This is a genomic window from Stieleria sp. JC731 (genome assembly GCF_020966635.1).
In the GTDB taxonomy this organism is placed as follows: Bacteria; Planctomycetota; Planctomycetia; order Pirellulales; family Pirellulaceae; genus Stieleria.
The window spans coordinates 1,043,674-1,061,514 of record NZ_JAJKFQ010000005.1; the positions used below are offsets into that span (position 1 = coordinate 1,043,674).

12 protein-coding genes are annotated in these 17,841 nt (G+C 53.4%); 8 read left to right on the forward strand and 4 right to left on the reverse strand.

Annotated features, from left to right (window positions below; all coding sequences use genetic code 11):
• Positions 1–92 precede the first annotated feature (92 nt).
• The 3 genes from LOC67_RS14840 to LOC67_RS14850 all read left to right on the forward strand — a co-directional run bounded on the left by LOC67_RS14840 (position 93) and on the right by LOC67_RS14850 (position 5,941).
• Entirely contained in the window at positions 93–3,077 is a 2,985-nt protein-coding gene (locus LOC67_RS14840) for an ATP-dependent DNA helicase RecQ (protein ID WP_230263390.1), read from the forward strand.
• A 456-nt stretch (positions 3,078–3,533) separates the two neighbouring features.
• Positions 3,534–5,555 carry an ATP-dependent zinc metalloprotease FtsH gene (gene ftsH / locus LOC67_RS14845; protein ID WP_230263391.1) on the forward strand — a complete coding sequence of 674 codons (2,022 nt, stop codon included), beginning with the start codon at positions 3,534–3,536 and terminating at the stop codon, positions 5,553–5,555.
• Positions 5,552–5,941, forward strand: a complete 390-nt coding sequence (locus LOC67_RS14850; protein ID WP_230263392.1) for a (2Fe-2S) ferredoxin domain-containing protein — start codon at positions 5,552–5,554, stop codon at positions 5,939–5,941. The genes ftsH and LOC67_RS14850 overlap by 4 nt, the downstream gene beginning before the upstream one ends.
• Positions 5,942–6,120: 179 nt before the next feature.
• On the opposite strand, the gene rimI is transcribed toward LOC67_RS14850, so the two are convergent.
• The gene (gene rimI, locus LOC67_RS14855) at positions 6,121–6,597 is read right to left on the reverse strand and encodes a ribosomal protein S18-alanine N-acetyltransferase (protein ID WP_261366960.1); all 477 of its coding nucleotides are present in this window, start codon (positions 6,595–6,597) and stop codon (positions 6,121–6,123) included.
• A gap of 399 nt (positions 6,598–6,996) precedes the next feature.
• Positions 6,997–8,265 carry a lactate racemase domain-containing protein gene (locus LOC67_RS14860; protein WP_230263394.1) on the reverse strand — a complete coding sequence of 423 codons (1,269 nt, stop codon included), beginning with the start codon at positions 8,263–8,265 and terminating at the stop codon, positions 6,997–6,999.
• A gap of 248 nt (positions 8,266–8,513) precedes the next feature.
• Here LOC67_RS14860 and LOC67_RS14865 point away from each other — a divergent pair, with 248 nt between their 5' ends.
• Positions 8,514–9,605: a DUF481 domain-containing protein gene (locus LOC67_RS14865; protein ID WP_230263395.1), complete on the forward strand. Its 1,092-nt coding sequence runs from the start codon at positions 8,514–8,516 to the stop codon at positions 9,603–9,605.
• 109 nt (positions 9,606–9,714) lie between these two features.
• On the opposite strand, the gene LOC67_RS14870 is transcribed toward LOC67_RS14865, so the two are convergent.
• Complete coding sequence (locus LOC67_RS14870; RefSeq protein WP_230263396.1) at positions 9,715–11,061, reverse strand: Gfo/Idh/MocA family oxidoreductase; 1,347 nt, start codon at positions 11,059–11,061, stop codon at positions 9,715–9,717.
• 570 nt (positions 11,062–11,631) lie between these two features.
• Between LOC67_RS14870 and rsfS the strand changes: the two genes are divergently transcribed.
• The 4 genes from rsfS (at position 11,632) to LOC67_RS14890 (ending at position 17,194) form a co-directional block, all read left to right on the forward strand.
• The gene (gene rsfS, locus LOC67_RS14875) at positions 11,632–12,075 is read left to right on the forward strand and encodes a ribosome silencing factor (RefSeq protein WP_230263397.1); all 444 of its coding nucleotides are present in this window, start codon (positions 11,632–11,634) and stop codon (positions 12,073–12,075) included.
• Between the two features lie 91 nt (positions 12,076–12,166).
• Entirely contained in the window at positions 12,167–14,164 is a 1,998-nt protein-coding gene (gene argS / locus LOC67_RS14880) for an arginine--tRNA ligase (protein WP_230263398.1), read from the forward strand.
• A 365-nt stretch (positions 14,165–14,529) separates the two neighbouring features.
• Positions 14,530–14,892 (forward strand): hypothetical protein, encoded by a 363-nt coding sequence (locus LOC67_RS14885; protein ID WP_230263399.1) that lies wholly within the window; start codon positions 14,530–14,532, stop codon positions 14,890–14,892.
• Positions 14,893–15,691: 799 nt separating this feature from the next.
• Positions 15,692–17,194: a serine/threonine-protein kinase gene (locus LOC67_RS14890; protein WP_230263400.1), complete on the forward strand. Its 1,503-nt coding sequence runs from the start codon at positions 15,692–15,694 to the stop codon at positions 17,192–17,194.
• 155 nt (positions 17,195–17,349) lie between these two features.
• Here LOC67_RS14890 and LOC67_RS14895 read toward each other — a convergent pair whose 3' ends face one another.
• The gene (locus LOC67_RS14895; protein WP_230263401.1) at positions 17,350–17,712 is read right to left on the reverse strand and encodes a 2Fe-2S iron-sulfur cluster-binding protein; all 363 of its coding nucleotides are present in this window, start codon (positions 17,710–17,712) and stop codon (positions 17,350–17,352) included.
• Between the last annotated feature and the right edge of the window lie 129 nt (positions 17,713–17,841).

A 17,841-nucleotide genomic window follows, 5' to 3' on the forward strand; every position in this document is an offset into this window, starting at 1 on the left:
AGGTACCGTTTCGGCCGGCCACACGACTTTGATTATTGGGCTTTTTCGTATACTTTCGCTGGAACACATCGCCAATTTGCACGGATCGGTCAATGAACACGCTTGCGACGGACACCACGAAGTTACTCGGACGATTCGGACTGCGTGAATTTCGCAAAGGACAATCGGAAGTCATCGAGGCGGTCGCCGACGGACACGACGTGATGTGTGTGATGCCAACTGGCGGTGGGAAAAGTCTGTGCTATCAGCTTCCTTCGTTGGCTCGCGACGGAGTCACGATCGTTGTTTCGCCCCTGATCGCACTGATGAAAGACCAGGTCGACGGTTTACGACAACTGGGAATCCCCGCCGATCTGATCAATTCGACGCTCGACCTGCGACAACAGCAGGATGTCATGGACTCGATGAAACGAGGTGAGCTGAAACTCGTTTACATCGCTCCGGAAAGATTGCGCAACGGTCAGTTTGTAGAAACGCTTGGGCATTGCAATGTCAGCCTGCTAGCGATCGACGAGGCCCACTGTGTAAGCGAATGGGGGCACGATTTTCGACCGGACTATGCGCGTTTGGGGAAGATGCGCAAAAAGTACCTGGGGAATGTTCAGACGATCGCTCTGACGGCGACAGCGACGGAAGCTGTGCGAGAAGATATTTGCTCGATTTTGGAGTTAGAGTCTCCAAAAATTTTCGTCAAAGGGTTCGCCAGGACCAACCTGTTTCTCGAAGTCCAGCAGAGCAAAGGTGAAGCTGAGAAACAGGAGCAGCTGCTGAAGTTCATCAAGTCGCAATCCGGTACCGGAATCATCTATGCGGCGACACGACGCAACTGCGAATCTGTTGGTGAGTGGCTGCCTGAAAAGTTACGTCGTCCGGTAGGCGTCTACCATGGCGGTATGGAATCCGAGCAGAGGCGGATCATTCAGGAAAAGTTTATGGCTGGCGATTTGGCTGCCATCGTCGCGACCAACGCGTTTGGCATGGGGATCGACAAGGCGGACATTCGATACGTCGTCCACTACAACATGCCGGGCACGCTAGAAGCCTATTATCAGGAAGCCGGTCGTGCAGGACGCGACGGTCTGGAAAGTGCCTGCAAGCTGTTGTTTTCCTACAGCGACCGATACACGCAAGAATACTTTATCGAGAACCGGTATCCGTCCAAAGAGATCGTTCAAAAGGTCTACGAATACCTTTTGTCACGTCCCGAAGATCCGATCGAACTGACATTGGAACAGGTCCGCGATGCGGTTGGGGCAGAAAGCGCTGAATCGGTTGGCATGTCGGAGTCTCTGCTTGCGAAAGCCGGTGTGCTGCGGCGATTGGATAGCAGTCAGAATCAATTGATGCTGCGAATCGACAGTCAAACGCCCACGATGCTTGACTACCTTCCACGCGAAGCCAAGACGCGGCGGAAAGTGATGAAAGCCATCGAGCAATTCGTTGGCAAACGTCGATTCGAAGACGTCTTTGTTCGGCCGGATCGTTTGATGAAGCAGGCCGACGTCAGCCGTGACCAGTTGATGCGAACGTTGCGTGAGCTGAAACGTATGAAGGGATTTGATTATGTGCCTCCATTCCGAGGCCGTGCGGTCCATTTCATCCAGCGTGACGTGCCCTTCGAGATGGTCAAAATCGACTTCGAAGAATTGGCTCGCCGGAAAGCGGCTGAGTATGGAAAGCTGGACGCCGTGATCGGATTTGCCCGCAGCGGAGGCTGCCGCCAACGTGTGATCCTGGATTACTTTGGCGACCCAGACAGCAAGAATTGTGGCAAATGTGATCGTTGCTGTGTCGGCCAATCGCAGGCTTCCGGCAAAACACTGCAAGTCGACGATGCTGACGCCAAGGCGATCTTGTGCGGTGTCCGTGTGATTCTAAGTGGTTTTACCCGAATGCACGGTCGCTTTGGCAAAACGATGATCGCGCAGATGCTGTGCGGTTCGCAGAACAAAAAGATGGCTCAGTGGAAACTGAACCGGCTGAGCACCTATGGCATGCTTTCAGAAATGAAGCAAAGCCAATTGTGCAAGGTGATCGACGCTTTGATCGAACATGGAATGGCGGTTCAACGAGAGGTGGACCAGCGACGCCCGACAGTTGAAATCAGCGATTTCGGCAAGGAAGTGATGCACCTACGCACCGCGTTGCCCCCTTCGTTTTTTGCATCGCTGAGCAAAAGCCTGGCGAAGTCCTTGGTGATCGCTTCACGACATATCGAAGCTGCTGATGTTGGTGAGCCAAGCGATTCAGCCAGTGCTTTGGAGTCAGCCAGTGCTTTGGATACAAGCGATGCCGAGTTTGATGACACCGACGATGCTGCTACTGAGCCCAGCAGCGCTGATGCAAGTGAAACAACTGTGCCAGAGACGAATTCGGCCGCAAGTCCGGCTACCAATATTGACGAAGCCGGTGAGCCTGCTGTGTCTAGCGGGATCAGTATTTCGCTTGATGATCTGACAAGTCCGGAGCAGAAGCTTTCCCAGGTGGTCGCCGATGCGCTGAAGCGATGGCGTCGCCGAACGTCAGCCGCGTTAGGGTTGCCAGCGTTCCGTGTATTGAGCAACGCGACGGTGCAACGCCTTTCGGAAATTCGTCCGGCATCGAGCAGCGAACTCGAAGAGATCTCCGGCATCGGGCCTTCGACGATGGAGCAACACGGTTACGACATCCTTGAAGTGATTCGTTCGAGCGAAAGCGAACATCTGTCTTTGCAGCCGGAGCAAGGTGATGATCCCGTGGCGACGGGTCGTGAATCGTCGGGAGCCGCTGCTGGCATCGTCGACCGTTTAAAGTCTGAGTCGGAAGTGGAAGAGCATCATCCGGTCAGTCGTGCTGAACCAGCGGATAGCAGCGTGGCGACTGGCGCCCAGTCATTATTGGAGCAGCCATCATTGGAGCAGACATCAATCGAGAACGTGAGTGATCGAGATGCCTACTGGACTTGGCGTCTGTTCACCGAAGGGTTCAGTTTTGACGAGGTGTGCGAGATTCGTCACTTGGGGAGGGCCGATGTCGACACACATTTGTCACAAGCGGAATCTGCCGGGCGTCGAGTGCTGCCAAATTGGCGTCTGTGAGCCGGATTCGGTTTTTCGTCGAAATTGATACAATCGTAACGTCACTCGTTGAATCACGACGGAATGTGCCCCCAACAGTAGCTGACCCCTGCGGAACCCCGACCCATGTTTTGACACGCCGTTAAACTGGCACTAGGCGGTAATCGTGTTTGAGCGTTGGAAAATGGCATCGGGTTTGCTGACCCGAACCAAGTCCGCAAGGTCTGCCACGAATGTCCGTTGGAGTCTGTCCGTCGGAGTCGTTCGTTGCTCGACACAAAGCCTGATGAACCGGAACAAAGATCAAAGGATCAATACCGCTTCAGCAGGTTGGACGTGACCGCCCGCTAGGATCTTCACAAACGTTCCGATCAATGCAAGGTCGCATTCGGGGCTCGAACAGTGTTAGCGGCATCATCTGTACTACTTAAAATCTGCGTCCGCTACGGAACGCATCGCACTTAAAACAAATCACTTATGGAAAATCGTCGCGAAGAACCGGAAGCAAAAAGCGATCCACCACGTCGAAACAGCGGTTTGTTGATCGCGTTGGTGATCTTGGCGGCTTTCGCGATCCTGTTTTGGAGAACCGAGGACAACGGGTCTCGGGTTAAATACAGCTTCTTTCGGAACGAACTGCTAACCAAGCGTAACGTCGAGTCCGTCAGCATCGGCGCTGGGCGCGTCTACGGTACGTTTAAAACCGAACCGACCGCACCGCCCGTGATCAAAGACGGTCGCGAAGTCTACGAAAAGGATGACGACGGCAACCCGGTTAAGCTGCAAAAGAAGTTCTTTGTCAATCGGTCGCTCGATTCCGAATCGGCTGCCCGTCTCGAAGAAGACTTGGCGAAGGCAAATGTTCCATTCGAATATCGTGATCGCGACAACTCGCGAGAGATGTTCCAGCTGCTGATCTTCGTCGGATTGCCCATCTTACTGCTGCTGTTTGTCTTCATGATGATCCGTCGAACACGGAACGACATCATGGGCGGTGGCTTTCTGTCGGGGTTCGGCAAAAGTCCGGCGAAACGATTTGAAGCCAACGAAAGGACCGTTACGTTCAGCGATGTCGCCGGATTGGAAGGCGTGAAGGCTGACCTGCAAGAGATCGTCGACTATCTAAAAACGCCCGATAAGTTCCAAAAGCTGGGTGGGCGAGTTCCCAAAGGCGTCTTGCTGAACGGACCTCCCGGAACCGGTAAGACTCTGTTGGCTCGTGCTGTGGCTGGTGAAGCCGAAGTGCCGTTTTATTCGGTCAACGGTAGCGAGTTCATTCAGATGTTCGTCGGCGTCGGTGCCAGCCGTGTTCGTGACTTGTTCCAAACGGCAAAGCAAAACAGTCCAGGCATTATTTTCATCGACGAAATCGACGCGGTCGGGCGCCAGCGTGGTGCCGGGCTTGGCGGTGGCCATGATGAGCGTGAGCAAACGTTGAATCAGATTCTCGGCGAAATGGATGGGTTCACGCCTAGCCAAGCTGTCATTGTGATTGCCGCGACCAACCGGCCTGACGTTTTGGACCCCGCACTTTTGCGTCCAGGGCGATTTGACCGTCACATCACCGTGAACCGTCCGACCATGAAGGGCCGTGAAGAGATTTTCAAAGTTCACGTCCGTGACGTCCCGCTTGCCGACGATGTCAAACTGGATCGTCTGGCTGCCGGCACGATTGGTCTGACCGGTGCCGATATTCAGAACATGGTCAACGAAGCAGCTCTGTGGGCCGCTCGTAATGACAAGAAAGAAGTCGATATGGATGACTTCGACTACGCCCGTGACAAAATCCTGATGGGAGCCAAACGCGAAGAAGTTTTGCGTGGCATCGAAAAGGAAAAAACGGCGTACCACGAGGCCGGGCATACACTGACCGCGTGGCACCTCGACGGCGCTCACACTGTTCACAAAGTCACCATCGTTCCGCGTGGTCGAGCACTCGGGGTGACGCAGTATGTGCCAAACGAAGACCGACTAAACGTCAGCAAGAAAGAACTTGAGCACCAGCTGATCGTTCTTTTGGGAGGCCGCGCGGCCGAAAAGATCATCTACGACGAACCAACTGTCGGTGCAGAAAACGACATCGAACGCGCCACCGGCATCGCTCGGCGAATGGTGACCACGTGGGGGATGAGTCCTAAGCTTGGTCCCGTTTGCTACAAAACGAGCGACGAAGATCCGTTCTTGGGCCGCGAAATGCACCAGCAGCGGCAGTTCAGCGAGCATACGCAGGAACTGATCGACGAAGAGGTGTCGCGAATTTTGTTGGAGGCCGATCAGCGTGCCGAGCAACTGCTTCGCGAGCATCGTTCCGATTTGGACAAAATTGCGCAAGAGTTGGTCGAGCAAGAGGAGCTGGACGAAGAGCAGATCACAACTTTGATCGGCGAATCGATCCAGCGGAAAATGAAGTCGCAAGACTGCGAACCCGAAGGTGTGGTTTCATCGCCCGAAGTCAATGACGCGGGAATTTCCAACCCGGTGATCAACCGCGACGAATGAGTGACACCCAGCCGGTAAAGTCCGATGTCGCTTCGGCTGCTAAGAAAGCGGTCAAGCTTGGGTTTGGACGATCGACACACGTTTTGGTGATCTGCATGGATCGCAAAACCGGGAAATGTTGCAAGGGCGATGCGATGAATGAGGCGTGGAAGCACCTCAAGTCGCGTTGCAAAGAATTGCGGAAGAAAGGGCAGTCACCGGTTTTGCGCATCAAGTCAGCTTGCCTGGATATCTGCAAGGCTGGGCCGATCATCGGCGTGTTGCCCGATGATGTCTGGTACGGCTTCTGTACTCCGAAAGTGATTGATCGCATCTTTGACGAGCATCTTGCTCAGGGGCAGGTGGTCAAAGAGTTTGTTATCGCTTCGAAGGCGGTTTCAAATTAGGCAGTTTGGCATCAACGCGGGGCATCAATCATTGGTGCCTAGGCTCGCAAGGCCGATGGCAGCGAAGCGATTGCTTTCGATGCTTTGACACATTCACGAGTCGTTTGCGCATCAAAAACCGCCGTGCAGTCAGGGCTGCACGACGGAGTGTTTGGTGTCCGGATTGGTTGCTAGCTCGATTAGCCAGCCATTCGGGAAATGCGGTTGCCCGGTTGCGCGATTTCGTTCGCGTTGGGCTGATAGCGATATTGCATAAGGTAGGCGTCTTCGACGGTGTCGTCGTAAAAATCACGTAGGACACTGATCGCTCGGAATCCGAGGGACTTGAAGAACAGTTGTGCTTCAAGATTGGTTTCGCGTACTTCGAGCATGATTCGGTTACGTCGCTCGTGAGAGAGCTTTCCGAATAGCTTGCTGCACATTGCGTTTCCGACACCATCACGTCGGTGGTCGGGGTGAACCGCAAAGTTCAGGATGTGCAGCCGGTTCTTGTGCAATTCGTAGATCATGAATCCTACGATTTCATCATCCTTTTCGGCGACCATGCCAATGCAGTTTCGTTGGCGAAGGCAGCGAATAAAGTCATCTTCGTTCCAAGCGAATTCGAAGCATGCTTTTTCAATACCGAGGACTGATGGCATATCGCGGCGAATCATCCAACGAATATGTACACAGACCGGGGTTTCTTTGGCTTGTTTCACTTCTGGTCTCCTTTCCAGCGAGACGATTACCCCGGCCAGCGCTCCGAAATGCGCGGGGAATCGAATTTAATCCGTCAACCAAACCAGCAAATCGTCCCGTTCATCGTGCCGTTTGCCGTTCTCACGGGAAAATAGCAGACGGTCCAGAGTGAACCAATACGGATTAGGCTTACTTTCCTGGCTGACCGAGATCAGTCGTCGTCGGTGGAATTCTGTCACGTCGTTTCGTACGGTGGTCAGGTGTAATCGACCGACTGGTCCGTACGAGCGTCGCTCATGTGGGGCGGTGTTATTCAACTGGCATGTCGATTTGCCGCCAAGTGAAAAATGAGTTGAAAACAGGAAAAGATTTCGTCAACTCAACGCAGCTTGCCAAAGCCCTAAAGCCGGGTTCTGGATGAAGTAGTAATCGCTGCCGTCGACATCTTTGTGCCATCCATCGGTCAGTTTCGAAGGGTTGTAGCGGGCCATCAATTCGTTGATGTCGCCAGGGGTATATCCGACGGAACTGATTTCATCGGCGGTCAGTTTTCCTGCCGCGTAAACGACTTCAAAACGGTTTTCCGAGGAACCGTGAACCAAGTGGGCTGCGGCGGATGGGTTGGCCGCGAGATCTTCGTTCGTTTCGACCAGACCGACGATTTCGCTTTTGGTCAGGTAACCATAACGACGGATCAGTCGGTCAATTTCGTGGTCCTCGCCAAATTCTTCGACCGCTGGGCCAAGTATGGTCAGCCGACCGCCGTCTGCGATCGCTAGCCTTGTCCGGTAGATCGCCTTGTTACCCAGCCAGGTGCTTTTAAATTCACTCGGATCGAGATAGGCGACAATGTGCTCAGGTGGCTTTTCGAGGTGTGTGATGTTGACCTGATGCGATAACTCGGCAGCTTTGAAGAAAGTTTCGTGATCGTCGCCAATATAAAGGCCGCGAGTGTGCAGGCTGCCGTCTGGCATTTGCTGGATGACCGTCAGTGCGTACAGCAACGGCAGTTCCTTGCAGAACTGGTCCTGAGCGTAGTTAAGGATCTGGCGAAGCGGTGTGTTGGCTCGCCCCAGTGTTTGTTCGATACCGTAGACGGCACTTAAGTAATGACTTTCGTTGATCCCTTCGGCGCCGCCGGTGCCAACGAAAATGTTCTTGTTGTAGTTCGCCATCCCGATGACTTCGTGAGGAACGACCTGACCGATCGAAAAGATCAAGTCGTGTCCACCGTCACGCAGCAATTTATTGACCTGAGCTTGCCAGGGTCGGTTGTACAGCCCGTCGGTTACTTTTGCGACGTACTCAGCAGGGACCGTCCCCAGCGTTACGACATCGTCACGCCAGCGGTGAGGACGAAACAGGTCCAGCGGTACCCCAGGAAACATGTGTGACAGCTGTTCCGGCTTCATCGGGCTGTGTGTTCCCAAGGCCGGCATGATGTCCTTGATCGCATCGCCGAGCATCTCGTAGCACAGCGAGGTGATCTCACCGGCGCGGCTGAAAAATCGCGTATGGTCGGGCGGCAGCAGCAAAGCTTTCTTGGGGGCACCGATTTTTTCAAACGTTTCGCGCAAGGCTTCGCGAAGGTCGTCACTGGTCAACGAGGTCGACGCACTGCCGGTTTCAAAATAAGTCGTCATTAGGCGAGGTGGGGAAGGGCTGCGGAAGCGGATAGGGCAATGGAAAGGATAAGAACACAGCAATGTAGCAGCCAGTAGGGATCCGGTACCGCGAGCCGGCATGGTCCTTTGGCAACTCCGCGTGATTGAGATCTGCCCTGGGAGTTGGACTCTGGTGATATTGGCCTCTGGGAGTTCGATTGACTTTGTCAGGGCAGGTTTGCTACCCCAGGGGCTGGAATCTTCCTCGGAACCTATGGCAATCTCGGATGAAAAGCTCTGTTACAAGCCCGATGCAACGATTAATTGCGGTCCTCGCCGTGATCGGTTTGGTTGTTTCAGCTTCCCAGCGGACGCTCGCCCAAGAACCGGAAATTCCGTTGTGGCAGATGGGCATTGCAACCTTTCCCGGTAAAGCCCCAGCGACGGAGGGAGCCACGTTGTCCGGTAGTGTTCAGGCACCGCCAACCGATGTACCGACAACCGCCGTTCCGTCATCCGAAGTCGCGACCGTCAGTGCAAATCTTCCGGTACCGATTCCCGAGTCGATGATGGATTTGCCATTGGTCGATCCAGGAAACTTGGTCGCAGATGGGCCGGCCTCGGAGTTGCCGATCGGCAGTGCGATCGAATCAGGGCAGACCGCGGAGGAAATGCCTTTGGCGGAAGAGTCGATGTCGTGGTACCAGGTTCCCTGGCAATGGGTGACACAAGGTTGGGTCAATCATGCCGAATTTGGGCTCGATGGTAGCAGCGGTAACTCTAAAACGTTGGCGTTGCAAACGGGTCTGGAAATGAAACGCAAGACGGATCAATACACATTGGCTTTGGATTTCGACTATCGCAAAGCGACCAATCGTGGCGTCACAACAGAAGACAACGGACGCTACAACTTGGATTATGATCGGATGTTTAAAAGTTCGCGTTGGTCAGCGTTTGGCAAGTTCGGCGCGGAGTGGGATCAGTTCAAAGCGTTCGATCTGCGTCTGAATATGAACGGCGGTGTGGGCTATTACTTTTTACGGAGTGATTCGGCCACCTTTGCGACTCGGTTTGGTGCCGGTGCGTCGAAGGAGTTCGGTGCCCCGGATGATGATTGGAAGCCGGAAGCTGTCTTTGGGACCGAGGGTGAGTTTCAAGTCAACAAACGCAACAAGATCAAAGGCAAGCTTGAATATTTTCCTGCTTGGGAAGATTTCTCCGACTATCGGTTGGTCGCCGATGCGGCATGGGAGATCTTGCTGGATGAGGCTGAGAACTTGTCATTGAAACTTGCCGTCACCGATCGCTACGACAGCACCCCTCAGGGGGCTCGTCCCAATGACGTCTACTATTCGATGCTGTTGTTGATCAAGTTTTAACAGCGAGCCTTGTTGAAGCTTTGACGATTGAAATAGAAAAGGCCAACACCAGTTTCTGAAAACTTGTGTTGGCCTTTCGCGTTAGTTTCTGATCAGCAGCTACTCGGGGCTAGATCAATTCAGTTTCGCCCGGCACGGCAAAGCTTGGCTCAGGAAGCTCGCTGTCGTAGCTGAGGTTTTCTGGGAACAGGCTGAGCTTGGATTCTTCGGTCAAGAATTTCCAGTCGACCTTCTTCCCGGTGTAGGCTGCGATTCGTCCAAGGACCGCGGTCATTGAGCTGTCGGCGGTTTCTTTTAGTTCGACGATTGGCTCGCCGGCTCGGATCGAATCGACAAGGTCTTTGTGTTCTTGGCGATAGGCATCTTGGATGTTGCCTTTCATCGACCAGATTTCATTGCCGTCTTTGTCATAGATCATCGCCCCGCCGTTGCTGCCGAGGATCGTAGCGGTACCGTTGGATCCGAAGATGCGGTTACCGACTTCGGACTGTGTTCCGCGGATTTGGCGACACATGAACGAGACTTGTCGGTCGCCTGAGTAGGTGTAGTCGACGGACATGTTGTCCCACATCTCGCTGTCGTCGGGGCGAGTGAATCGTCCGCCACCGGCGTAGGCCGATTCCGGTGGTCCACCCATGACCCAGTTCATCACGTCGACGTTGTGAACGGCTTGCTCGGCAATCTGATCGCCAGACAACCAAATAAAGTGCATCCAGTTGTAGATCTGATACTGGGCATCAGTCATGCCTTCCTTGCGTGGGCGATACCAGATGCCGGTGCTGCAATAGCGGGCGGTCATGTTGATAACGTCGCCGATCGCACCTTCATGGATTCGTTGGATCGCTTCGACGTAATTGGTTTGACGTCGATACTGAGTCCCGGTGACGATTGCGGTTCCTGATTCCTTGGCCAAGTTATGGGCTACCAAGCAAGTTCGGTAACCTTCTGGGTCAACACAAGATGGCTTTTCCGCGAAAACGTGTTTGCCTGCTTGGACTGCCTCAAGGACGTAGTAGGGGCGAAAGCCAGGAGGTGTTGTCATCAACACCAAGTCGATTCCGGGATCATCAAGGATGCGTTTATAGGCATCTAGCCCGACGTAGTTCTTGCTGGAACTGACATCGACTTTTTCACCAAAGGTTTTAGCAAGACGCGGCAAGATGCCTTCGTGCTTTGCCGGATCGATATCCGCAGTGGCGACAAGTTTGATGTTGTCGTTGATCGTCATCGTGTCGTTGAGCGCACCGCTACCACGACCACCAAGCCCAACGATCCCAATTCGCAACATTTCTGTGTTTGCCGCGGCTGGTTCTGCTGAGTGGACCGCCGGGGCATGAAGTGCAGTGGCGCCGATACCGGAGGCGACAGCCGAACCTTTTACCAAGAATTCGCGTCGAGTAGGCGAGTTGTTGGTGTCAGGCGTCGGTTTGTTTGACGGTTCAAAGCGATCTTGCATTGCGAGAGATTCCTAGGCAGTGAAATTGGCGGGAATTGGTGTGGTTAATACAGGCTCACACCAGATCGTAAATGGAGGGAGGAACTCGCATTCTACTCCGCTGCGCCAGTAGCGTGTACGACAACTTGGGCCGTCAGAACCCAACAATCGGTTCTTTGTCAGTGAGCGGTAATCACACCCCGTGGGCAGCTATTGCGCTCGCGAAATCATCAGCTGATCCGGTGATGCTATTGGCGAATGATCCCACAGAGTGGTGTGGATTGGGCAAAGGTTGCGCTGCTGCGAAGCGACATTGGCCATGGTCATCAGCCAGCGAGCGACCTGGTCGAATCGATCACCTTTCGTGTGTGTGGTAGCAGATCCACCGATCCAGTGGGGGAAACGCCTCAATTGGCCTGTCGGAAAACTCTGGCGAAACTACATTGGTGCGTTCGCAAATCGGCCGTATGAAAAATGACGCGAGTCCGCCGCTGCCAGTCGAGTGAAGAAGTCGAGGTGTAGGTCAGTCCAGCTGTGCGAGCCGTCGTTTCCCCTTAATGACACCGGCCATAAAACTGATAAACTTTTGAAATGACAGAACAACAACCAACCAAATCAACCAATCCGATGGTCGCCCCTTCGCGAGCCATCCGTCCTCGCGGTATCGAATACAGCCGCAAACTTGCTGCTGCCGCAGCCACTGTCGCGCTCGATAACAAGGCGCAGGACGTTACTGTGATCGATGTCTGTGGCCAATCTGCCGAGTTTGACTTGTTTGTCATCGCGACCGGCCAGAGTCGTCGTCAATTGCACGCGATCAGCGAACAAATCGATGATGCCCTGGAAAAGGGGCTCGGTGATAAACGCTATGGGATCGAAGGCTATGACGAGAGCCATTGGATCGTTCTGGACTATGGCAGTGTTGTCATTCACCTATTCGACGAAGAGACTCGCGAGTTCTACGACTTGGAATCCCTGTGGGCGGACGGAACGCCGATCCCACTAGCAGACCTTGGCGTCAAAGCTGATCAGTAGGTCAGTGCCCTAGCGCCCCGATCACTCGAGCGTCGATCAACCCTTTTATCGCGACCGGGATCTGGGTCGCTAATGGTTTTCTGGACTAACGATGCACATTCCCCAATTGCTTTCTCAGCGTTTCGCAGACGCCATCTCTCAATGCCCCTTCGCTGACAAAATTGATGACGTTCAGCGTTTTTCGGGGATGATTCGAATCGCGGGGAATCCCAAGTTTGGTGACTACCAAGCCAACTTTGCGATGCCGATCAGCAAGCTCGTCGGTGGATTGAATCCGCGTGACGTTGCGCAGCAAATTGTCGACTTGGTCAAGATTGATGACCTTTGCGATCCACCCGAGGTTGCCGGCCCAGGTTTTATCAACCTGAAGTTGCGCGATGACTATATCGCCGCGAAGATGACGTCGATGCTGGACGACCCACGATGCTTGGTCGATTCGGTCGAGGATCCTAAGAAGATCCTAATTGACTATTCGTCACCCAACGTTGCCAAGCCGATGCACGTCGGGCACATCCGAACCACGGTAATTGGTGACTGCCTTGCCAAGACGCTTTCGTTCATCGGGCATGAGGTCATCACGGACAATCACTTGGGTGACTGGGGCACACAGTTCGGGATGATCATCTATGGCTACAAGCACTTCGGCGATCCCGATGTGGTTGCCGCCGATCCGGTGCCTGAACTTGCAAAGCTGTATCGGTTGGTCCATCAGCTGATGTCGTACCACAAGGCCGTCGATTCCCTCCCGCGACTGCGTGAGCAGATTGATGCGTTTGGTCAGCAGGTAGATGAAGCAAAATCCAAAGCCGCTTCGGCGGAAGGCAAGGAAGCGAAGAAACTGCGTAAGCTTGCCGATTCGTTGGGCAAGAAGATCTCGGCATGCAAGGAAAGTTTGACGAAAGCTGAGGCGACGATTCAAGAGATCGAGTCAGACCCCGATGCGAAGAAACGCGCCGACCAGCATGCGCAAATCGCGACGGCAGTATTGGAAGAAACATCCAAGTTGCACGCCGGTGATGAAGAGAATAAGCGACTTTGGGAGCAGTTCCTGCCGTACTGTAAGGACGAGATCAATCGTGTTTACAAGCGTTTGAATGTCAGCTTTGACCACACACTTGGTGAGTCGTTCTATCACCCAATGTTGCGGGCCACGGTCGATGATTTGCAAGATCGAGGGTTGGCCAAGGAAAGTGACGGCGCGATCTGTGTCTTCTTGGATCAGTTCGACGCACCGATGATCATTCAAAAACGCGACGGAGCGTTTTTGTATGCGACCACCGACTTGGCTACTTTGAAATACCGCGAGGAAGAATTCTCGCCAGATGAAATTTTGTATGTCGTTGATGCTCGACAAAGCGAACATTTCGACAAGCTCTTCGCGGTTGCCGATTTGACAAAGCTAACGACCGCAAAGTTGGTTCACGTTAGCTTTGGAACCGTGCTTGGCGAAGACGGTAAGCCGATCAAAACGCGAAGTGGTACTTTGATAGGACTTGAAAGCCTATTGGACGATGCTGTCGATGCGGCGCACCAAGTGGTGTGTGATCCTGATCGATTGGTGAGCCTGGACCCACCCATGGATGATGAGGAAAAACGCAAGGTCTCCGAAACGATTGGTATCGGAGCCATTAAGTATGCTGACCTATCACACCACAGAACTAGTGATTATCAGTTCAAGCTTTCAAAGATGGTTGCGTTGTCAGGAAATACTGCAACGTACGCCCAATATAACTATGCCCGGACCCCAAGCATCCTTCAGCGAAATGGTGTAACGGAGCAGGATGTACACCAACGCGTGGCGAAATCAGGACTGCAGTTGACGCATCCTGCCGAGCGTGACTTGGCTCTGATGCTGTTGAGATTCGAGGAATCGTTGCGCAGCGTTTATGAAGATTACGCCCCCAATCATCTCGTTGACTATGTGTACGGACTTGCAGAGACGTTTGCAAAGTTCAATGTACAGTGCCATGTGTTAAGGGCTGAATCGGAAGAGATTCAAACAACACGGTTAGCGCTCGTGTTATTAACCGGACGTGTTCTACAAACAGGTTTAGGTTTACTTGGTATTGATGTTGTCGAGAGAATGTAGATAGCAATTCTCGTCCGCATTAAAAAAGTGTGTATAAGCATCGTGTTTTTCGGGGGGGCCCTTGACGATGCTGATTGACACTTGGTTTCAATGCTCTATTTTTAAAAGCGCGTTGAGATGCTTGACTGTCGCAAAGGGCGAGTCATGGATGGTCTTTGAGACCCAATCGCCTTATCAGACTCAACGATCCGGCTTTGATATATGTTGAAGGGGCAGCCGCAAGGATGACTTCTAGGCGGCGGTTTGGGGCTTGGTTTCGATTGTAAGTCGATCGACAAAAGCATCTTGTTATTGTTGAATCCTTTCAAATGTTTCTAGTACCTCCAATGGATGAGGGTATTTGAGAAACCAGTAGGTAAGAGAAGATGGCCAAAAAAGGTAGCGGACCAAACAAGTCACTCGAGATTCGTAACTATCTCGCGAAAAAGCCTGACGCAAAGCCACGTGAAGTTGTCGAGGCGATGAAGGCGAAAGGCATCGAAGTTTCTGCACAGTTCGTCAGCACTGTAAAATCGACGAGCAAGAAGTCTGGTGGGGTTCATCGTGGCCCAGGGCGTCCAGCCGGATCGACGAAGAAATCTGTCGCGCCAGCTCGTCGGCCTGCCGCAAGCACTTCAGGTGACAAGATCTCTATCGAATCGCTTATCCGACTCAAAGCAGTCGTTGAAGATCTCGGTATCGAGGAAACACGCGTTGCTCTGAACGCTCTTGAGCAACTGAGCAGCTAGGACCCACTAGCTGGCAACCATGTGTTGCAGTTCGCGCGTCCATGGCGATTGAATGCGAAGTTGCTCCAGTGCAACATTTATTCTGTCCTGTGGTCGCATGATAAGTGCGTACGCGCAAAACATTGCTGCGAATCTCCCTATCGAACCTGTGTTACCGCTTGGTGCTTGAGGTTTGGACAGCTTGCCCAAAATGTTTGTCTGTTGGGCATCCTGCCTGTCTATTTGGTTCGGCAGTAAGACTTACGATTCCAGCGTCATTGCAATGGTCCGCAGGTATTGCGGGTCGACGGAGGTTGCGAGGCGCTGGCAAGGGGCAAGTGCTTCGATACAACTCGATTTTAGAATTAGCCGTATAACGCTAGCCACGATTACAGTGCGCTAACCGGGCCTAATGCCCGTCGGCTGATGGCTCGAGCTCGTGTTTTCATGTGGAACGAAGCACTCGTTGATTTTGGCAAATCGCTGAGCTTCTTTTTGGGGGCTTCTTTTTCTGGGCTTCTGTTTCTGAGCTCCCGTTTCTGGGCGGCTGTTTCTAATAGCCAATGGCAGGTCGCCGTCTGTTCGGTTTCGTTTCCTGCGTCAAAGACGATTCCGCAATTTCGACTTTTGGCAATGGCGTCCATCTGGGTGGGGTGATAGCCATCGTGCGGTTTTACAGGCAGTTCGTCGCATAATCAGTAAACCAGTCGTCTGATTTTGCTATCGGTGGCAATTGTGTAGAGACGACTTTTCGTTGGTTGGTGTAAACTGTTGGCAGCTAACACCCCCCACACGCGCTGCAAAAATCTGTTTGTAACCGATGCAAATCCAGACTCCGGAAGACTTTGCCCGCCGAATTGTCGATTTAGGCCTCGCCGAACGTCGCCTTGTTGAAAGTGCCATGGGCGAGCTTGGGGGCACCGAATTTACGCTCGACGCAGTTGTCAATCAAATGCAGCGTCGCGGTCTGGTCACTACCTTGCAGACCGAAAAGATCCTGCGTGGTGACCGTATCGGCTATTTCTATGGCGAATACAAAGTCCTGTACCTGATCGGTGCTGGTACGTTCGCGCGAGTTTACCGAGCCAGTAAGGGCGACAAAGTCTTCGCGGTAAAGGTGCTTCGCAAGCGTTTCCGGGACGAGCCCAAGGAAATGGAGCAGTTCTTGCGCGAAGGGCAGATGGGGCTCAAGCTCCGACATCCAAACATCGTCAGCATTTATGAGGTCATTGCCGATCCAAGAAACCCATTCTTGGTGATGGAATTTGTCGAAGGCCAAACGTTGCGCGAATTGGTTCGGTTGCGTGGCAGTTTGCCTTATGATCTTTCGCTCAAGTTGATGGCGGAGATCGCATCGGGACTGGCGCATGCGGCGAGCATGGGGATCTCGCACCGTGACTTGAAGCTCTCGAACGTTTTGATTTCTTCCGACGGAAAAGCGAAGCTGGTCGACTTTGGATTGGCCGCGCTTAGCGATCGAAAGAACCCTGATCAGATTGCCGATTGCCCGAACGCTCGAGCGATCGACTACGCGGCACTGGAGCGTGGGACGAACGTTCGCAAAGACGACCCCCGAAGCGACATTTTCTTCGCCGGAAACATGCTTTATCACATGCTGGCCGGGACTCCCGCGTTGTCGGAAACCCGTGACCGCTTGGCTCGATTGAATGTGACACGTTTTCAGCAGATCAAGCCGATCAACGAACTGGTCGATGACTTGCCGGGTTTGGTCACGCAGCTTGTCGGTAAGATGATGGAGTTCAGTCCTGCGGATCGGATCCAAAGTGCGGCGGCACTGACCGCCGAAGTTCGTCGAGTGATCGATCAACTGGAAAAAGGCGTCACGACAGTTCGTGAAAAGTCTGACGACGGGACGGGGCAGCACTACGATGACGATGACTCGCCGACCAACGAAGGCGAAGGTTACGTTGTGATGTTGGTTGAGTCCAAAGCCAATTTGCAAAACGCGATTCGCGAGCGTCTAAAGGCACGTGGCTATCGTGTACTTATCATCCAAGATCCCAATCGTGCCCTCGCGAGATTTGAGGATAGCGATGAGATGGCAGCTGATTGTGTGATCTTCAGCGCCGCGGAAATGGGGACATTGGCGTTAGAGGCGTACAACAAATTCGCTTCCGACGAGCATACGGCCGAGATCCCTGCAATCTTGTTGGTCGACCGACGACAGGTGAAAATTATTGCCGAGGCGAAACGCGGGCCTCGTCGGCAACTGCTCGCCCTGCCGTTGAAAGTTCGTGAGTTGCGTGCCGGATTGATGAAGGTACTCGCAGGGACGCAGCGTCGTCCGCTGGGAACTTACTAATTTCCATCGGTCTGTACTGACGGCGCATCCTGCTGAGTTCCTGTTGTCGCCCTTGACTCCGTGAAGCCAGCGTTCACTCCCGCTGGTACTGTCTTGTCCAAGGCGACTTTGTGAGAAATCAAAGCTGAAATCAACAGGTCGTTAAACTCTGCGATCTACTTTGTTGTCCATTTCGGCTCTGGTTCGATCGTCTCCGCAACTGGGGAACCTTGGTCTTTCCGCCCGCTGCCTTCCAAGCGGCTGATGATTTCGACCGACATGTCGTCGTCGCAGGCGATTTGGCAACTGAGTCGAACGCCGGGTTCAGTCACCTCACGGACGCGTAAGGTTTCCTTCTCTGCCTCGGTCATCTTTTCTGGTTCGCCTTCGACAATTTTGACGCGACATGTGGTGCATCGAGAGACGCCACCGCACGCGTGCAATTGGTCGGTTCCGCCTTCTTCAACCAGGGCTTTGACCAAGCGTTTCCCGGCAGGAACGTCAACTGTTTTGTCACCGTTAATTGTCAATTTCGGCATTCTAAAATCCGTTGTGAATCGAGGCTTCCGCCGGGGCGGACTGTGAAGTTTGGATCGAACTAGAATCTGAGGCCACTTGGCATCGCATCCTGTCGCCGCATCGGTAGAATAGCGTGTTGGCCACCGTCC